The following is a 16,215-nucleotide window of genomic DNA, read 5'->3' on the forward strand; positions in this document are numbered from 1 at the left end:
TTTCGCTTTTTTCCGAGCATCCCATGACGACCGTCCACACATCCTCCATCGAAAGCCTTCCCCTGCTTGCGCGCGGCAAGGTGCGCGACAACTACGCGGTCGGCAGCGACCGCATCCTGATGGTGGCGAGCGACCGGCTCAGCGCGTTCGACGTCATCATGGGCGAGCCGATCCCGGGCAAGGGCGTGATCCTCACGCAGATGGCGCTCTGGTGGTTCGACCGCCTGGGCCACATCTGCCCGAATCACCTGACCGGCGATGCGCCCGAGAGCGCCGTCACGGCCGCCGAGGCGCCGCAGGTCACGGGCCGCTCGATGCTGGTCAAGCGCCTGAAGCCGATCCCGGTGGAAGCCGTGGTGCGCGGCTATCTCGCCGGCAGCGGCTGGAAGGAATACCAGGACAACCAGGCGGTCTGCGGCGTGCCGCTGCCGCCGGGGCTGACCAATGCGAGCAAGCTGCCGCGCCCGATCTTCACGCCCGCCGCCAAGGCAGCGGCCGGCGAGCATGACGAGAACATCAGCTACGACCGCGTGGTCGAGATCGTCGGCCCGCTGCTCGCGCAGCAGATCCGCGAGACCAGCATCGCCATCTACGAGACCGCAGCGAAGATCGCGCTGGCCAAGGGCATGATCATTGCCGACACCAAGTTCGAGTTCGGCCTCGACGAAGCCGGCACGCTGGTGCTGATGGACGAGGTGCTCACGCCGGACAGCTCGCGCTACTGGCCGATCGAAGGCTATGAAGAGGCGCTGCGCACCGGCACCAATCCGCCGAGCTACGACAAGCAGTTCGTGCGCGACTGGCTCGAAGCCACCAAGATCAACGGCAAGCCCTGGGACAAGACGCCGCCTGCGCCGCGCCTGCCGGCCGAGGTGATCGAGAAGACCGCGGCCAAGTACCGCGAAGCGCTGGAACGTCTGACCGGCTGAGCGTCCAGCCGCCCGGTGTTCAGCGGCCCGAGTCGAGCACCGCGAGCGTGCGGCCGCCGCTGTCCGTCAGCGTGAGCAGGCGGCCGGCCTTGCTGTAGCCGGTCGTGGCCTGCAGTGCGGTCAGGAAATTGATCTCCAGCGCAGTGCGCCCCTGGTCGGCACAGGCCATCCGGGTGGAGGCCAGCGGCCCCAGTTTCAATGTTCCACCCGCGCGCTGGTAGGGCCCCGACAGCTGGTTGCAGCCGCCGAAGCCCGACACGCGCGTGCCGTCGAAGCGCAGTTGCGGGTCGCGTTGCGGATCGCCGCCCCAGATCACCTCCTGTTCGTTCAACGTCGTCAGGCGCCAGGTGCGTGCTTCGATCGGCTCGTCCAGGCTCACGCTGGTGCCGCAGCCGGCGAGCAGCGCGGTGGTGGCGACCAACAGGGCCGCGAATGCGGCGGAACGGGCGGAGAAACGCATGGTGGATCCTTCAGGCAAGTTCGAGCGGGTGTGAGCGCGGAGAGACGCCGCGGTGATGCGGGCGCCGTCATGGTAATGCGCTGTTGCAGGACTTTCACCCTCTACGTACATGTGTCCGCGGCGTATCAGGCGTCGAGCGCGTCGAAGGCCGCGTCGTCCGGGCCGATGGCGGCGGGCGGGCGCCAGCCGGCGTCGCGCAGCGAATGCGCCACCTGGTTCTCCACGCCCATCAGCACCGCGAACAACGCCATGCGCACCGGAATCCCGTTGTCCGTCTGGCGGAAGATCGCGAGCCGCGCGTCGTGGTTCAGGTCGGTGCTCAGGTCGTTGGCGCCGGGGCGGCTGTCGCGCGGCAGCGGGTGCATCACCAGCGTCTGCGGCGTGCAGTACGCGTCGACGATCGCCTGGTTGATCTGGAAGTCGGGCGTGTAGCCCTCGAAAGCTTCCTGTTCGGTGAAGCGCTCCTTCTGGATGCGCGTGGCGTAGACCACGTCGGCGCCGCGCAGTCCGTCTGCCAGCGACGACGTCTGCTCCACCACATGACCGTGCCGGGAGATCTGGTCGAGCAGGTAGGCCGGAAGTTCCAGCCGCTGCGGTGCAACCAGCGTGAACTTCATGCCGCTGTACAGCGCCAGCAGCTTGACCAGCGAATGCACGGTCCGACCGTACTTGAGGTCGCCGACGAAGGCGATGTGCGCGCCGTCGACGATGCGCCCGAGCCGCGAGAACTCGCGCTGGATCGTGTACAGGTCGAGCAGCGCCTGGCTCGGATGCTCGCCGGCGCCGTCGCCGCCGTTGATCACGGGGATGTTCGTGGCCCGCGCGAATTCGGCGACCGAGCCCTGATCGGGATGGCGCACGACCAGCGCGTCGACGTAACCGCTCATCACACGGCTGGTGTCGTAGATCGACTCGCCCTTGGCCATCGACGAAAAGGTGAAGCCGGTCGTGTCGCAGACCGAGCCGCCGAGCCGGCAGAAGGCCGCGCCGAAACTCACGCGCGTGCGGGTGCTGGCCTCGAAGAACAGATTGCCCAGCACGGCGCCTTCCAGCACGCGGCAGATCTTCTGGCGGCGCGCGATCGGCTGCATGGTGTCGGCGACGCGAAACAGCGCCTCCACCGACTCGCGCGAGAACTGGTCGACCGACAGCAGCTGCGGACGGCCTTCGAAGAGGATGCGATCGCGCAGTGCCGTCGAATATACGCTTTGCGTAGATTCCGTGCCGGCTTGCTGCAACGCCAGAATCTCGGAGACGAAGCGCTGCACGATCTCCGGCATGCCGCGCGACTCCTGCGAGCCTTCAGGCAGAAGCCAGGTGTCCAGCGCACGTCGACTCACGCCGATGCGCTGTGCGAAGGCTTCGCGGGTGAGATTGAGACGCCGCATGGCGTCGCGAAGAAAGCTTTGCTGTGGGATCGTCATGCATGAAATGTACGCGATGCGTACATCTCATGCCAACCACATCAACTCAACACGACGGAGCTGAGCCGGCGGCGGTAGGTCGCGACCGTCGGATCGTCGGGCGGGATCTGGCCATCGGCGACCTTGACCTTGGGCGGCTCGATGAGTTCGAGGATCGCCACGTACGTCTTGCGTGCGGCTTCCTCGTTCCAGCTCTTGTCGCGCATCAGGATTTCGAGCAGTTCGTCCATCGCATCGGTCCAGCGCTGGTCGTTGATCAACAGCTGCGCACGGCCGAAGCGGGCGTCGAAGTCGCGCTTGGCGGCGGCGATCTTCGCGTCGAAGCCGGCCAGCGTGGGCGTCTCGCCGGTCGCGGGCGTGGCGAAATCGACCGCGTTCATCCAGCGCTGCAGCGCGTCGAAACGGCGCACCAGTGCGGTCTTGGAGATCACGGGCGCGAATGCGACCTTGGCGTCGTCCGTGCGGCCGAGCTGCATCAGCAGCTTGACGTAGTCGAAGCGTGCATCGTCGTTGGCGGGATCGGTCGCGACGGCATGCTGGAGCTTTTCGAGCGCGCCTTCGGTGTCGCCCTCGGCCAGCGCGTCCTGCGCCGCCTCTTCCTCGGCGGCGGCCTCGAGCTCGGCCGCGGCCGGCACGTGCTTGTCGAGGAACTCGCGGATCTGCTCGGCCGGGATGGCGCCGACGAAGCCGTCGACCGGTTGGCCGCCGACGAACATCACGCAGAACGGGATGCTGCGCACGCCGAACATCTGCGACAGCTGGCTCGAGATCTGCGGCACCTTGTCGGCGTCGAGCTTGGCGAGCGTGAAGCGGCCGGCGTATTCGGTCTCGAGTTTTTCGAGCACCGGGCCGAGCTGCTTGCACGGGCCGCACCATTCGGCCCAGATGTCCAGCAGCACCGGGGTGGTCGCCGAGCCTTCGATCAGCTCGGCCTGGAAGTTTTCGAGGGTGATGTCGATCATCGGGTGCAGTTGGGGGTGAAACGTAAAATTGGAACCATGAACCAAACAATCCAGGTCGGCGTGGTGATGGGATCGAACTCCGACTGGGAGACGATGCGTCACGCGGTCGAGATTCTCCAGCAATTCGGCATCGCCCACGAAGCCCGCGTGGTCTCGGCCCACCGCATGCCCGATCAACTCTTCGCCTATGCCGAAAGTGCCGCTCCGCGCGGGCTTGCGGCCATCATCGCGGGCGCCGGCGGCGCTGCGCACCTGCCGGGCATGCTGGCGTCGAAGACCACCGTGCCGGTGCTCGGCGTGCCGGTGGCGAGCCGCCATCTGCAGGGCGTCGATTCGCTCTACAGCATCGTGCAGATGCCCAAGGGCGTGCCGGTCGCGACCTTCGCCATCGGTACGGCGGGCGCCGCCAACGCGGCGCTGTTCGCCATCTCGATGCTCGCGGTGAACGACCCGGCGCTGCGCGCGCAGCTCGACGCCTTCCGCGCCCGCCAGACGGCGGCGGCCGAGGCGATGGAACTGCCGCCCCCCGGCGGAGGCTCGCTGTGAGCGGCCGCGTCCCGCGTTCCGGTCCGCCGCTGTTGCCCGGCGCCACGCTCGGCGTACTCGGCGGCGGCCAGCTTGGGCGCATGTTCGCGCACAGCGCGCAGCGCATGGGCTACTTCACGGCCGTGCTCGACCCGGACCCTGCCAGCCCGGCCGGCCGCGTCAGCCACCACCACGTCCATACCGCCTACGACGACATCGACGGCCTCGCGCGCCTTGCGGGGCTGGCGGACGCCATCACGACCGAATTCGAGAACGTGCCCGCGCCATCGCTCGAACACCTGGCGGTGGCACGGCCGGTGGCGCCGGCCGGATCGGCCGTCGCCATCGCGCAGGACCGGATCCGCGAGAAGGCGCATTTCGTGCGCTGCGGCGTCGAATGCGCGCCGTATGCGGTCATCGAGAGCGCCGATCAGCTGGCCGCCGTGCCTGAACACCTGCTGCCCGGCATCCTGAAGACCGCCCGGCTCGGCTACGACGGCAAGGGCCAGCAGCGCGTGCGCACGGCCGCCGAACTCGCCACCGCCTGGCATGCGACCGGCGGCGTGGCCTGCGTGCTCGAGAAGCTGCTGCCGCTCGACTTCGAATGCTCGGTGATCGTCGCGCGCGGCCACGACGGCGACATGGTGTCGCTGCCGGTGCAGCGCAACCTCCACCGCGACGGCATCCTCGCCGTGACCGAAGTGCATCCGGACAACCTGCCGGCCGAACTCGCCGCGCGCGCCACTGCCGCCACGCGCTCGATCGCCGAGGGCCTGGGCTACGTCGGCGTGCTGTGCGTCGAATTCTTCGTGCTGGCCGATGGCTCGATGGTCGTGAACGAGATGGCGCCGCGCCCGCACAACAGCGGCCACTGGTCGATGGATGCAAGCGACGTGTCGCAGTTCGAACTGCAGGTGCGCACGCTCGCCGGCCTGCCGCTGACCGTGCCGCGCCAGCACAGCCCGGCGCTGATGCTCAACCTGCTGGGCGACCTGTGGTTCGTCGACGGCGACACCGCCGTCGAGCCGCCCTGGGCCGACGTGCTGGCGCTCGACGGCACCCACCTGCACCTCTACGGCAAGACCGAGGCACGCCGCGGCCGAAAGATGGGCCACCTGAACATCACCGGCCCGACCATCGAGGCCGTGCGCGCCACGGCGGATTTCACCGCCGCGCTCCTCGGCCTGCCGATCCCCCTGTCGGAATAGGCGCACCGGGTCCCTCTCATACCAAAGACACCGCGGAACCGGCTTCGCCGGGCCGCAGGTGTCGCCCCCGGAAGGGGGGTTGGCGGGAGGCGACACGAAGTGCGCCGAAGCCTGGGGGAGAGCCAAGTGCTTCGGCTTCGCCGGGCCGCAGGTGTCGCCCCCGGAAGGGGGTTGGCGGGAGGCGACACGAAGTGCGCCGAAGCCTGGGGGAGAGCCTACTTCACCGTGTCGAACAGGGCGCGTGCCCGCGCATGGCAGAACGGTGGTTCATAGCTGCCGTGGTAGTTGCCGTAGTAGATCGCGAAGGCCGCCGACGTCGGGTCGGTCGGTGCCACGCCGCCGGGTCCGTAGGCCGCCTGGACCTGCGCATCGACATCCACCGTCGACACCGTCGTGACGCCGCGTGCGTCGAAATCGGCCTTCATCGGAACCAGATGCTGCGCCGGCGGCACGGTCGGATCGCCGGCGCCGCCGCACAGCAGGGTTGCGGCGCGTGGCGTCCAGCCGAACATGTCGTTCTTCTTCGCGTCGATGTAGAGGCCGTTGTTGTCGTTGGTCTGGACATCCGCCAGGAAGCTGGCCTGGAACAGCTTGTCGCGGGCCTGCGCCGGCGTTTCGCCGCTGGCGCCGGGCAAGGCGCCGGTCGTGACGAGCGTGGTGGCGGTCAGCGTGGGATTCGGCAACAGGTTCTCGATGCCCGCCGCATAGGGCGCCTTGAACACCGCGTTGACGTCGCTGTAGACGTTGCCGTAGACCTTCTGCCACGACGTGACGATGAAGGGCACGAAATACTGGTAGCCCGCAATGGCGACCGGACTGCGGAACGAGCCCGACAGGTTGTAGGGCCCGGCCAGGTGGGCGCCGGCCACGACGTTGAATTCGCCGGCGTTGGCACTGCTCTCCGCGGCGCGATGCGCCGCCATCGACGAATGACCGCCCTGCGAATAACCCGTGAACATCACCTTGCCCGACAGCGTGCCGCCCGTCGTGGGCATCGCGAGGCGCGCGGCGCGGACCGAGTCGAGCACCGAGCGCGCCTCCGAATCCGCGTGCAGGTAGGGGTGGTACGGGAACGCCGACTTGGCATAGCCGAGGTAGTCGGTGGCCACCACCGCATAGCCCTGCGCCGCGTACATGGCGGCCAGCAGGAAGGTCTCCGGGTCCTGCGGATTGGCCAGCGTGCGCGGCTTCTGGAAGTCGGTGCCCTTGGCGTAGGCCACCAGCGGCGCGGCGGCCGTGCAGGCGCCGGTCGGCAGCAGCAGCACGCCCGACGCATTGGTGTGCTCGTCCTTCGGCCCGCGCGTCGTGTAGTCCAGCGACACCACCTTGACGTCACAGCGCGCCTTGCCGCTGAGCGCCTGCAGGCCGCTGGTGGCGGTGCTGGCGTCGATCTGGGCGGTCGTCAGCGTCGTGAGTGTCACGGGCGTGCTCTGGAGCGTGCCGCTGCTGTTGTTGTCGTCGCTGCCGCCACCGCAGGCGGCGAGCAGGCAGGCTGCGGCGACGGCGGTCGCCTGGTGGAATCGCTTCATCGACATGTCTCCTGGGATGTGAACCCTTGTTGGGCAGCCATCCTAGATTCGCACCGCGCTGGTGCGATACCGGGTAAGCCCGCGCCGCTGTCGCCGATGAGCGTGGGGCTTCGTTCTAGTCCTGTGCCGCCCAGTCCACCAGCGCGTCGAAAGCCTGCCGCGCCGCGCCCGCATTGGCATGGTTCGCGATCGCGACCACCACGTAGCGCCGCCCGTTGCCGCCGTCGACGTAGCCCGCCACGCCGGCCGCGTCCCGCAGCGTGCCGGTCTTGAGGTGCGCCGTGCCGCCCGAGCGCAGCGCGCGCCTTTTGAGCGTGCCGTCGACGCCCGCGGCCGGCAGCGACGACATCAGTTCCGACATCGCGGGCGATGCCCAGGCGACCTGCAGCATCTTGGCGAGTGCGGCTGCGCTGATGCGCTCGTCGCGCGACAGGCCGGAACCGTTGTCGAACACCGGCTGGCCCTCGCCGGTGCCGATGCGGTTGTTCCACCACTGGCGCAACGCCGTGCGCGACGCGTCCAGCGTGCCGCGTTTCTTCTGCTGCAGCCCGAGCGTGAGGAAGAGCTGCTGCGCCATCACGTTGTTGCTGTATTTGTTGATGTCGCGGATCACCTCGGCCAGCGGCGGCGATTCGGCCTCGAACACCGGCTTGAGCTCGGCCGGCACGCGGCCGTCGCGTGCCTGGCCGTCGAGCTGGTTGCCCATTTCCGCCCACAGCCCGGCGAAGGCGCGGGCCGCGTAGCTGCGCGGGTCGGCATAGGCCACCGCCCAGGTCTTCTCGCCGCAGGCCGCGGGATAGCCGCCGGCGAAGCGCAGCCGCGCCGGGTCGGCCACGTCGGGCGCGATCGTGGTCTGCCAGTCGCCGCATTCGCCGGCGACCAGCGGCACGCCGGCCTGCATCGCGACGCCGGCCAGCGCGGGCGCGTAGCCCACCTGGGCGGTCTGCGTGGCGCGGTTCGGCGTGAAGGTCATCACGACCGACTTGAAGTTGACCAGCAGTGCATCCGGCGCCGCGTTGTAGGGACGCGAGCCCTCGCCGTCGAAGGCGGCCGGATCGGTCTCGGGCAGATCGAAGGCGCTGCGGTCGACCACGATGTCGCCCGCGATGCGCCGGATGCCCAGCGCCTGCACGCGGCGCAACAGCAGCCAGGCGCGCTCGATCACCAGCTTCGGATCGCCTTGGCCCTGGATGTAGAGGTTGCCTTCGAGCACGCCGTTGCGCACCGGCCCGTCGGTGAAGACGGGCGTGCGCCAGGTGAAGGCGGGGCCGAGCATGTCGAGCGCGGCATAGGTCGTCACCAGCTTCATGATCGAGGCCGGGTTCACCGGCACCTGCGAGCGCCAGGCAAGCCGCGGCGGGCGCTGGCCATCGGCGTCGGCGACCAGCATCGTCACGGCGTCGCGCGGCACCTTGGCGCGGGCCAGCGCGGCGTCGACTTCGGGTGGCAGGGCCTGGGCGTGCGCGAAGACGGCAGTCCAGCCGAGGGCGGCCAGCGCGACGGTCCGCGCGAGCAGGAACCGGCGCGCGGCCGGCGAGAAGGCGAGAGGCATCGGGCCATTATCCCGAGCGCCACAGCCGGGTGCGCAAGCCCCCAGCCGGGCGCATTCCGTCGGAGCGCCTCGATAATCGCGGCATGTCCGCTGAACCCGCCCGTCCGCTTCGTCCCTCGCGCCTGCCGCGCCTTTCGGAGCGAACCACGGGGATCGCCGCTGCCGTGGCCGCGGTGCTGGCCTGGACCGCCTTCATCCTCATCGCGCGCGCTTCGGCGACCCGCTCGCTCGGTGCCTTCGACCTGGGCTTCCTGCGCGTCTGCGGCGCCGGCGCCGTGCTGCTGCCCTGGGGTGCGTGGCTCGCGATGCGCGATCGCCGTGCGGACCCGGCGACAGCCCGAAGCGCGCTGTTCGGCCTGTCGCCGCTCGGGCTGCGCGTCACCGTCACCGCAGGTGCCTTCGGCGGGCTGGGCTATGCGCTGATCGCGTACACCGGTTTCTTCTTCGCGCCCGCAGCACATGCCTCGGTGCTGCTGCCCGGCAGCCTGCCGCTGTGGACCTCGTTGCTGGCCATCGTCGTGCTGCACGACCGCATCACGCGTGTGCGAGCGCTGGGGCTGGGCCTGATCCTTGCCGGCGACGTCATGGTCGGCGGCCGCAGCCTGATGGCCGCCTTCGACGGCGGCGAAGTCTGGAAGGGCGACCTGCTCTTCATGTGCACGTCCTTCTGCTGGGCCGTCTACACGGTGACGGCGCGGCGCTTTCGTCTCGAGGCGGTGCGCGCCACCATCGCGATCACGGTGTTCGCCTTTCTGACCTACGTCCCGGCCTATACGGTGCTGGTCGCGGGCGGCTGGGCCGCCAGCCGGATCGGCAGCGCGCCGTGGAGCGAAGTGCTGTTCCAGATGGCCTTCCAGGGCCTGCTGTCGGTCGTGGTGGCGGGCATCGCCTTCACGCGGATGATCCAGTACTTCGGGCCGGTGCGTTCCACCATGATCACCGCGCTCGTGCCCTGCCTGTCGGCGCTGGGCGCGGTGCTGCTGCTCGGCGAGCCGATGCACTGGAGCCTGCTGGCGGGTCTCGTGCTGGTGACGGCGGGCATCCTGTTCGGCGTGCGCGCGGCGCGCGCCTTGCCGGCCATGCCGGCGCGCGCCATGGCTGGAGGAAGCTGCAATGCCTGAACGACTGCTCGCCTTCGACACCAGCACCGAGGTGCTGTCGATCGCCGTTCGACACGGCGACCGGCTGTTCGAGCACAACGGCGAGGGCGGCGCGCGCGCGTCCGCCACGCTCATCCCGCTGATCGGCCAGCTGCTGCGCGATGCCGGGCTGGCGCTCGGCGAACTCGACGCCATCGTGTTCGGCCGCGGCCCCGGCTCGTTCACCGGCCTGCGCACGGCCTGCTCGGTCGCACAGGGCCTGGGTTTCGGCGCCGGGCTGCGGCTGCTGCCGATCGACACGCTGCACGCGGTCGCCGAAGAAGCGCGCGCGCGGTTCGGCACGCGGCAGGTGGTGGCGGCGCTCGACGCGCGGATGGACCAGGTCTACGCCGCCGCCTACGATTTCGACGTGCCGCAGCGCAGTGTCGAGCCCGAGCTGCTGGCGCCCGAGGCGCTCGCCGTACCGGCGGGCTGGGCGCTGGCCGGCAATGCCTTTGCCGCCTATGGCGAACGGTTGCCGGTGGCTGCCGCACGCCACGAGGTGCTGCCGACCGCCGCTGCGATGCTGCGGCTCGCGCCTGCGCTGCTGGCCGCGGGTTTCGACGTGGCGCCGGCCGAGGCCTGGCCGCTCTACGTTCGCGATAAAGTTGCCCAGACCACCGATGAACGCGCGGCCCTCAAGGCCGCATCCACCGCGTCCGCTGACCATGAGCGCCGTCCTTGAACCCGAAGAAGTCCGCCTGGAATCTCTCAGCATCGAGCGACTCGATGCGCTGTGTGCGGTCGAGGATTCGGCCTACACGCACCCCTGGTCGCGCGCGAACTTCATCGACTCGATGGCCGCCGGCTACCGCTGCCAGTTGCTGCTGGGCGGCGAGACCCTCATCGGCTATTTCATCGCGATGATGGGCGTCGACGAAGTGCACCTGCTCAACATCACGGTCGCGCCGGCCTTCCAGCGCCAGGGCTGGGCGGCGATGCTGCTCGACGCGCTGGCCGGCTGGTCGCGCGCGCAGGCCGCGCAGTGGCTGTGGCTCGAGGTGCGCAAGAGCAACCAGCGTGCGCTCGACGTGTACGAGCGCCACGGATTCCGGCGCGTCGGCGTGCGCAAGGGCTACTACCCGATGCATGTCGGCCCGCGCGAGGACGCGATCGTGATGAGCCTGAGACTGGATGAGCCGGGCCGTGCCCACGGAGGACTGACCGCATGAATCTCGATGCGCGCCAACGCGCGATGCTCGAAGAGATGGGCATCAAGGTCTGGTGGCCGACCGCTGCCGTCGCCACGGTCGCGGCCGATGCCAGATCGCCCGGATCGCTTGAGTCGCTTGAATCGGCTGGCGCAGTGGCGCATGCCGACGGTGCCGTCGTTCGCGCACGCACCGACGCACCGCCGTCCCGCGTGGCGCCGACGGCCGCCGCCCGGCCCGCCGCACCTGCGGCAACGGGCGCGCCGGCCGCACCCCCGATGGCACCGCCACCGGCGCGCCGCGCCGAAGCCGCGCCGGCCATCGGCGCTGGCGTGCTGGTCGAAGCGCCACGCCGGCTCTACGCCGGCGAGGGCGCCGACACGACGCAGGGCGGCTGGCTCATCGTGGCCGACATGCCGCCGGACGTCGACGGCCGCCATGGCGAAGCCTTCGCGGGCGATGCCGGACGGCTGCTCGACAACATGCTGCGGGCGCTGCAGCTGCACGCCGGTGCGCTGCCGGTGCACCTGATGCGCACGCACCGCGGCGTGGCGTCGGGGCGCGAGGGCAGTCCGCAGCCGTTCGCCAGCGTGTTCCAGGCGCAGGCCGGGGCGCTGGCACCTCGCGTCGTGCTGGCCATGGGGCCGCTGGCGGCGCAGAGCCTGCTGGCGCGGGGCGAGCCGCTGGGCAAGCTGCGCGGGCAGGTGGGCGAGGCGGCCATCCTGAACGGCGCACCGGTCGTTGCGACCTACCATCCGGCCTATCTGCTGCGCACGCCGGCCGACAAGGCGCGCGCGTGGGCCGATCTCTGCCTGGCCGCCGATGCCGCGGAGCCCGTGGCGCCCGACGCGGTCTGAGGCCTGCGGAAGCCGCCAACTAAAATCGCGGCACATGACCTTCATCGAACAACTGCACGCCGCCGAGCGGCAAAACCGCTCCCTGCTGTGCGTGGGGCTCGATCCCGAACCCGCCAAGTTCCCGGCCCGGTTCAAGGGCGACGCCAACAAGATCTACGATTTCTGCGCGCGCATCGTCGACGCGACGGCCGACCTCGTGATCGCCTTCAAGCCGCAGATCGCCTACTTCTCGGCACACCGGGCCGAAGGCCAGCTCGAGCGCCTGATGGAACACATCCGCCGTGTCGCGCCGCAGGTGCCGATCATCCTGGACGCCAAGCGCGGCGACATCGGTTCGACCGCCGAGCAGTACGCGATCGAGGCCTTCGAGCGCTACGGCGCCGACGCCGTCACGCTGTCGCCGTTCATGGGTTTCGATTCGGTCGCGCCTTACCTCAAGCACGAAGGCAAGGGCGCGTTCCTGCTGTGCCGCACGAGCAACCCCGGCGGTGACGACCTGCAGAGCCAGCGCCTGGCCAGCGTGCCCGGCGAGCCGCTGCTGTATGAGCACGTGGCGCGCCTGGCGCAGGGTCCGTGGAACCTCAACGGGCAGCTCGGCCTGGTGGTCGGCGCGACCTATCCGGCGGAGATCGAGCGCGTGCGCGCGCTGGCACCCACCGTGCCGCTGCTGATCCCGGGCGTCGGTGCGCAGGGCGGCGATGCCGTCGCCACGGTGCGCGCCGGCTGGCGCGGCGACGCGCCGATCATCGTGAATTCTTCGCGTGCGATCTGCTACGCCTCGGCCGGCGACGACTTCGCCGATGCCGCGCGGCGTGAGGCGACGCGCACGCGCGACGCGCTGGAAGCGGCCAAGACGGCCTGACGCCGACGAGCGTCTCCGGCTTCGGCGCCGGCGACGTGTGCGCTCAATCGGGTTTCATGCGCGGCGCGCCGAGCTGCTCCGACACGCTGCGCGCGCACGCGCCCAGCGCCTGTGCCAGCGTGCCGTCCCAGCGTGTGTCGAACACGCCGGTCGGCCCGATCGCGGTGACCGCCAGCACGATCGCGCCGCTGTGGTCGAACACCGGCGCGGCCATCGCGCTCACGCCCGGAATCACCTCGTTGGTCGAGCGGCTCGCGCCGTGGGTGCGCACCTCGTCCAGCTCGGTTTCGAATGCGCTCCACGAGGGCAGCGGCTGCGGCGTCGGCATGCCGGCCCGTGACGCCTCGTCGTCCCCATTGCCCTTGCGCTGCTTCTCGCGGCGGCGCTCGTCCTCCAGCATCGCACGCACCTCGGCGGGTGGAAGGTAGGCCGCGAACAGCTTGCCCGAGGCCGTTCGCGTGAGCGAGAACACCGTGCCGTGGCGCAGGCTCACGTGCACCGGCGAGGGCGCCTGTGCGATGTGCACCATGGTCGCGCCACGCGCGCCCCAGACGGCGAGGCCCACGGTCTGCCCGATCTGCCGGGCGAGCGGGCCGGTCAGCGGTGTCGCGATGTGCACCGGGTTCGCCTGCTGCAGGCCGATCAGCCCCAGTTGCAGCGCGAGCGGGCCGAGGCGGTAGTGGCCGCTCGCGCCGTCCTGCTCGATCAGGCCGAGCCGGCCGAAGCTCACCATGTACGGATGCGCCTTGGCCGGCGTCATGTCGGCCTCGCGCGCCAGGTCCTTCAGCGCCATCGGCCGGCCGTGGTGCACCAGCGCGCGAAGCAGCTGGCCGCCCACTTCGATGCTCTGGATGCCGCGCTGCGTGCGGTCGTTGTCGATGGCCATGGTGCTTTCCCGAGATTCTTTGCGACGCCCGGATTAGACATGAAGCACGTCGCCGCCTACACTTGCGTCATTCGTCCTGAGCGAATAGATTCAGTTTAGACAAATTTTATGGAGACATCCATGACCAGCGAATCCTCCACCGGGCGGCGCTACCAGAGCGGCTTCGGCAACGAATACGCGAGCGAGGCCGTGCCCGGCGCGTTGCCGCAGGGCCGCAACAGCCCGCAACGCGCGCCCTTCGACCTGTACCCCGAACTGCTCTCGGGCACGGCCTTCACGGCGCCGCGCCACGAAAACCGCCGCACCTGGCTGTACCGCCGGCAACCGTCGGTGGTGTCGGGCCGCTATGCGCCGTACGCGCAGCCGAACTGGACGACCGGCGCCGACCGCGACATCGCGCTGCCGCCCGAGCCGATGCGCTGGCATCCGATCCCGCTCGACGGCGTGGACTGCGACTTCGTCGACGGCATCCAGACCCTGGCCGCGAATGGCGACGCCGAAGCGCAGGTCGGCGTCGCCGCGCTGGTCTACCGCGCGAGCCGGTCGATGGCGCGCCGTGCCTTCGTCAACGCCGACGGCGAGATGCTCCTCGTGCCGCAACAGGGCCGGCTGGTGCTGACCACCGAGATGGGCGTGCTCGACGTGAAGCCGGGCGAAATCGCCGTGGTGCCGCGCGGCGTGGTCTTCAAGGTCGAACTGCCCGACGGCCTGTCGCGCGGCTATGTCTGCGAGAACTACGGCGCCCAGTTCCGCCTGCCCGAACTCGGCCCGATCGGCTCCAACGGCCTGGCCAACGCGCGCGACTTTCTCGCGCCGGTGGCGGCGTTCGAGAGCGATGAAGGCGGCGACGCCGGCTATGAGCTCGTCAAGAAATTCGGTGGCCGCTTCTGGCGCGCACCGACGAAGCAGTCGCCCTTCAACGTGGTCGCCTGGCACGGCAACCTGTCGCCCGTGAAGTACGACACGGCCAACTTCATGACCATCGGATCGATCAGCTTCGACCATCCGGACCCGTCGATCTTCACCGTGCTGACTTCGCCCAGCGACACGCCCGGCACGGCCAACTGCGACTTCGTGATCTTCCCGCCGCGCTGGCTGGTGATGGAAGACACCTTCCGTCCGCCGTGGTACCACCGCAACCTGATGAGCGAATTCATGGGCCTGGTGATCGGCGAGTACGACGCCAAGCCCGGTGGCTTCAAGCCGGGCGGCGCGAGCCTGCACAACGCGATGGTGCCGCACGGCCCCGACGAAGAAGCCTTCGACAAGGCCACGCATGCCGACCTGCAGCCGCGCAAGCTCGACAACACCCTGGCCTTCATGTTCGAGAGCCGCTACCGTTTCATTCCCACTGCCTGGGCGTTGCAGACCCCCGCACTCGACACCGATTACGCCGATTGCTGGGCCGGCCTGAAAGACCAATTCAAACCATGACCACCCTGAACACCACCCACGACCCGAAGCGCCAGAGCTGGGTCGCTTCCGCCAACGTCGCCGGCTGCGACTTCCCGATCCAGAACCTGCCCTTCGGCCGCTTCCGCACCGCCGGCAGCGCCGAGGCCTTCCGCATCGGCGTGGCGATCGGCGACCAGGTGCTCGACCTGAAGGCCGCCGGCATCGTCGACACCGACGACATGAACGCGCTGATGGCCGCGAGCCCCGCCGAGCGCCAGGCGCTGCGCGCCACGCTGTCGAACGGCCTGAGCGAAGGCAGTGCGCAGCAGGCCGCGTGGTCGAAGGCGCTGGTTGCGCAGTCGGCGGTCGAGCTCACGGTGCCTTGCCGCATCGGTGACTACACGGACTTCTATACCGGCATCCACCATGCGACCACGGTCGGCAAGCTGTTCCGTCCCGACCAGCCGCTGATGCCCAATTACAAGTGGGTGCCGATCGGCTACCACGGCCGCGCCTCGTCGATCGGCGTGAGCGGCCAGCAGTTCAAGCGGCCCCAGGGCCAGACCAAGGCACCGGGCTCCGACCCGGCCGCGCCGCCGAGCTTCGGCCCGTCGAAGCGGCTCGACTACGAGCTCGAACTCGGCTTCCTGATCGGCCAGGGCAATGCGCTCGGCGAGCCGATCGCCATCGCCGATGCGGAACAGCACCTGTTCGGCCTGACGCTGCTCAATGACTGGTCGGCGCGCGACCTGCAGGCCTGGGAATACCAGCCGCTCGGCCCTTTCCTGGCGAAGAACTTCGCGTCGACGCTGTCGCCGTGGATCGTCACGATGGAAGCGCTCGCGCCCTTCCGCGCGGCGTTCTCGCGGCCCGAAGGCGATCCGCAGCCGCTCCCGTACCTCGACTCGGCCGCCAACCGCGACGGTGGCGCGCTCGACATCACGCTCGAGGTCTGGCTGCAGACCACGAGGATGCGCACAGCCGGCGAGCCCGCCACGCGCCTGACGCGGGGCAACACCACGCAGGCCGCCTACTGGACGGCCGCGCAACTGGTCGCGCACCACACGGTGAACGGCTGCAACCTCCAGCCGGGCGACCTGCTGGGCTCCGGCACGCTGTCGGGCCCGACGCTGGCCGAGGCCGGCTCGCTGCTCGAACTGACCTATGGCGGCAAGCAGCCGCTGACGCTGCCCAACGGCGAGACGCGCACCTTCCTGGAAGACGGCGACACGCTCACGCTGCGCGGCTACTGCGAGCGCGACGGCGCGGTGCGCATCGGCCTGGGCGAGGTGTCGGGCACCGTGATCGGCTGACCAGCTCGGGACGTGCGGCGGGC

16 protein-coding genes are annotated in these 16,215 nt (G+C 69.9%); 10 read left to right on the forward strand and 6 right to left on the reverse strand.

Features of this window, described 5'->3' with window-relative positions:
* Positions 1–23 precede the first annotated feature (23 nt).
* Positions 24–929, forward strand: coding sequence for a phosphoribosylaminoimidazolesuccinocarboxamide synthase (locus AC07PZ_RS07305; RefSeq protein WP_495294382.1), 906 nt, complete (start codon positions 24–26; stop codon positions 927–929).
* Between the two features lie 19 nt (positions 930–948).
* Here the strand turns inward: AC07PZ_RS07305 and AC07PZ_RS07310 are convergent, their stop codons facing one another.
* The 3 genes from AC07PZ_RS07310 to AC07PZ_RS07320 all read right to left on the reverse strand — a co-directional run bounded on the left by AC07PZ_RS07310 (position 949) and on the right by AC07PZ_RS07320 (position 3,775).
* Positions 949–1,389 carry an META domain-containing protein gene (locus AC07PZ_RS07310; protein WP_495294383.1) on the reverse strand — a complete coding sequence of 147 codons (441 nt, stop codon included), beginning with the start codon at positions 1,387–1,389 and terminating at the stop codon, positions 949–951.
* Between the two features lie 125 nt (positions 1,390–1,514).
* Positions 1,515–2,813, reverse strand: a complete 1,299-nt coding sequence (locus AC07PZ_RS07315; protein ID WP_495294384.1) for an aspartate carbamoyltransferase — start codon at positions 2,811–2,813, stop codon at positions 1,515–1,517.
* Positions 2,814–2,854: 41 nt separating this feature from the next.
* Complete coding sequence (locus AC07PZ_RS07320) at positions 2,855–3,775, reverse strand: tetratricopeptide repeat protein (RefSeq protein ID WP_495294385.1); 921 nt, start codon at positions 3,773–3,775, stop codon at positions 2,855–2,857.
* 36 nt (positions 3,776–3,811) lie between these two features.
* Here AC07PZ_RS07320 and purE point away from each other — a divergent pair, with 36 nt between their 5' ends.
* The gene (gene purE / locus AC07PZ_RS07325; RefSeq protein ID WP_495294386.1) at positions 3,812–4,321 is read left to right on the forward strand and encodes a 5-(carboxyamino)imidazole ribonucleotide mutase; all 510 of its coding nucleotides are present in this window, start codon (positions 3,812–3,814) and stop codon (positions 4,319–4,321) included.
* Positions 4,318–5,508: a 5-(carboxyamino)imidazole ribonucleotide synthase gene (locus AC07PZ_RS07330; RefSeq protein ID WP_495294387.1), complete on the forward strand. Its 1,191-nt coding sequence runs from the start codon at positions 4,318–4,320 to the stop codon at positions 5,506–5,508. Before purE ends, AC07PZ_RS07330 begins: the two co-directional genes overlap by 4 nt.
* A 215-nt stretch (positions 5,509–5,723) precedes the next feature.
* On the opposite strand, the gene AC07PZ_RS07335 is transcribed toward AC07PZ_RS07330, so the two are convergent.
* Positions 5,724–7,037, reverse strand: a complete 1,314-nt coding sequence (locus AC07PZ_RS07335) for a lipase family protein (RefSeq protein WP_495294388.1) — start codon at positions 7,035–7,037, stop codon at positions 5,724–5,726.
* 115 nt (positions 7,038–7,152) lie between these two features.
* Positions 7,153–8,589 carry a D-alanyl-D-alanine carboxypeptidase/D-alanyl-D-alanine endopeptidase gene (dacB, locus tag AC07PZ_RS07340; protein ID WP_495294389.1) on the reverse strand — a complete coding sequence of 479 codons (1,437 nt, stop codon included), beginning with the start codon at positions 8,587–8,589 and terminating at the stop codon, positions 7,153–7,155.
* Between the two features lie 83 nt (positions 8,590–8,672).
* On the opposite strand from dacB, the gene AC07PZ_RS07345 reads away from it, so the two are divergent.
* From AC07PZ_RS07345 to pyrF, 5 genes are read left to right on the forward strand one after another with little or no spacing between them, the layout of a single operon-like run.
* On the forward strand, positions 8,673–9,710 hold the full coding sequence (locus AC07PZ_RS07345) for a DMT family transporter (protein WP_495294390.1): 1,038 nt from the start codon (positions 8,673–8,675) through the stop codon (positions 9,708–9,710).
* Complete coding sequence (gene tsaB / locus AC07PZ_RS07350; RefSeq protein ID WP_495294391.1) at positions 9,703–10,413, forward strand: tRNA (adenosine(37)-N6)-threonylcarbamoyltransferase complex dimerization subunit type 1 TsaB; 711 nt, start codon at positions 9,703–9,705, stop codon at positions 10,411–10,413. Before AC07PZ_RS07345 ends, tsaB begins: the two co-directional genes overlap by 8 nt.
* Complete coding sequence (gene rimI / locus AC07PZ_RS07355) at positions 10,397–10,900, forward strand: ribosomal protein S18-alanine N-acetyltransferase (protein WP_495294392.1); 504 nt, start codon at positions 10,397–10,399, stop codon at positions 10,898–10,900. The genes tsaB and rimI overlap by 17 nt, the downstream gene beginning before the upstream one ends.
* A complete protein-coding gene (locus AC07PZ_RS07360; protein WP_495294393.1) occupies positions 10,897–11,736 on the forward strand; it encodes a uracil-DNA glycosylase family protein in 840 nt (279 codons plus the stop codon). Before rimI ends, AC07PZ_RS07360 begins: the two co-directional genes overlap by 4 nt.
* 34 nt (positions 11,737–11,770) lie before the next feature.
* A complete protein-coding gene (pyrF, locus tag AC07PZ_RS07365; protein ID WP_495294394.1) occupies positions 11,771–12,598 on the forward strand; it encodes an orotidine-5'-phosphate decarboxylase in 828 nt (275 codons plus the stop codon).
* 43 nt (positions 12,599–12,641) lie between these two features.
* Here pyrF and AC07PZ_RS07370 read toward each other — a convergent pair whose 3' ends face one another.
* A complete protein-coding gene (locus AC07PZ_RS07370) occupies positions 12,642–13,484 on the reverse strand; it encodes an IclR family transcriptional regulator (protein ID WP_495294395.1) in 843 nt (280 codons plus the stop codon).
* Positions 13,485–13,604: 120 nt separating this feature from the next.
* On the opposite strand from AC07PZ_RS07370, the gene hmgA reads away from it, so the two are divergent.
* Both hmgA and fahA read left to right on the forward strand, forming a co-directional pair.
* Positions 13,605–14,918 carry a homogentisate 1,2-dioxygenase gene (gene hmgA / locus AC07PZ_RS07375; RefSeq protein ID WP_495294396.1) on the forward strand — a complete coding sequence of 438 codons (1,314 nt, stop codon included), beginning with the start codon at positions 13,605–13,607 and terminating at the stop codon, positions 14,916–14,918.
* Positions 14,915–16,192 carry a fumarylacetoacetase gene (fahA, locus tag AC07PZ_RS07380; protein ID WP_495294397.1) on the forward strand — a complete coding sequence of 426 codons (1,278 nt, stop codon included), beginning with the start codon at positions 14,915–14,917 and terminating at the stop codon, positions 16,190–16,192. The genes hmgA and fahA overlap by 4 nt, the downstream gene beginning before the upstream one ends.
* Positions 16,193–16,215: the final 23 nt, after the last annotated feature.

The organism is Variovorax sp. GW821-FHT10B04, from assembly GCF_059415645.1.

What these genes read in the sequence shown, in the direction of transcription:
- hmgA (WP_495294396.1), top strand. Translation starts at nt 13,605, where the DNA reads ATGACCAGCGAATCCTCCACCGGGCGGCGCTACCAGAGCGGCTTCGGC.
- purE (WP_495294386.1), top strand. Translation starts at nt 3,812, where the DNA reads ATGAACCAAACAATCCAGGTCGGCGTGGTGATGGGATCGAACTCCGAC.
- AC07PZ_RS07310 (WP_495294383.1), bottom strand. Translation starts at nt 1,389, where the DNA reads ATGCGTTTCTCCGCCCGTTCCGCCGCATTCGCGGCCCTGTTGGTCGCC.
- AC07PZ_RS07370 (WP_495294395.1), bottom strand. Translation starts at nt 13,484, where the DNA reads ATGGCCATCGACAACGACCGCACGCAGCGCGGCATCCAGAGCATCGAA.
- AC07PZ_RS07315 (WP_495294384.1), bottom strand. Translation starts at nt 2,813, where the DNA reads ATGACGATCCCACAGCAAAGCTTTCTTCGCGACGCCATGCGGCGTCTC.
- AC07PZ_RS07305 (WP_495294382.1), top strand. Translation starts at nt 24, where the DNA reads ATGACGACCGTCCACACATCCTCCATCGAAAGCCTTCCCCTGCTTGCG.
- AC07PZ_RS07360 (WP_495294393.1), top strand. Translation starts at nt 10,897, where the DNA reads ATGAATCTCGATGCGCGCCAACGCGCGATGCTCGAAGAGATGGGCATC.
- pyrF (WP_495294394.1), top strand. Translation starts at nt 11,771, where the DNA reads ATGACCTTCATCGAACAACTGCACGCCGCCGAGCGGCAAAACCGCTCC.
- dacB (WP_495294389.1), bottom strand. Translation starts at nt 8,589, where the DNA reads ATGCCTCTCGCCTTCTCGCCGGCCGCGCGCCGGTTCCTGCTCGCGCGG.
- AC07PZ_RS07335 (WP_495294388.1), bottom strand. Translation starts at nt 7,037, where the DNA reads ATGAAGCGATTCCACCAGGCGACCGCCGTCGCCGCAGCCTGCCTGCTC.
- tsaB (WP_495294391.1), top strand. Translation starts at nt 9,703, where the DNA reads ATGCCTGAACGACTGCTCGCCTTCGACACCAGCACCGAGGTGCTGTCG.
- AC07PZ_RS07320 (WP_495294385.1), bottom strand. Translation starts at nt 3,775, where the DNA reads ATGATCGACATCACCCTCGAAAACTTCCAGGCCGAGCTGATCGAAGGC.
- rimI (WP_495294392.1), top strand. Translation starts at nt 10,397, where the DNA reads ATGAGCGCCGTCCTTGAACCCGAAGAAGTCCGCCTGGAATCTCTCAGC.
- fahA (WP_495294397.1), top strand. Translation starts at nt 14,915, where the DNA reads ATGACCACCCTGAACACCACCCACGACCCGAAGCGCCAGAGCTGGGTC.
- AC07PZ_RS07345 (WP_495294390.1), top strand. Translation starts at nt 8,673, where the DNA reads ATGTCCGCTGAACCCGCCCGTCCGCTTCGTCCCTCGCGCCTGCCGCGC.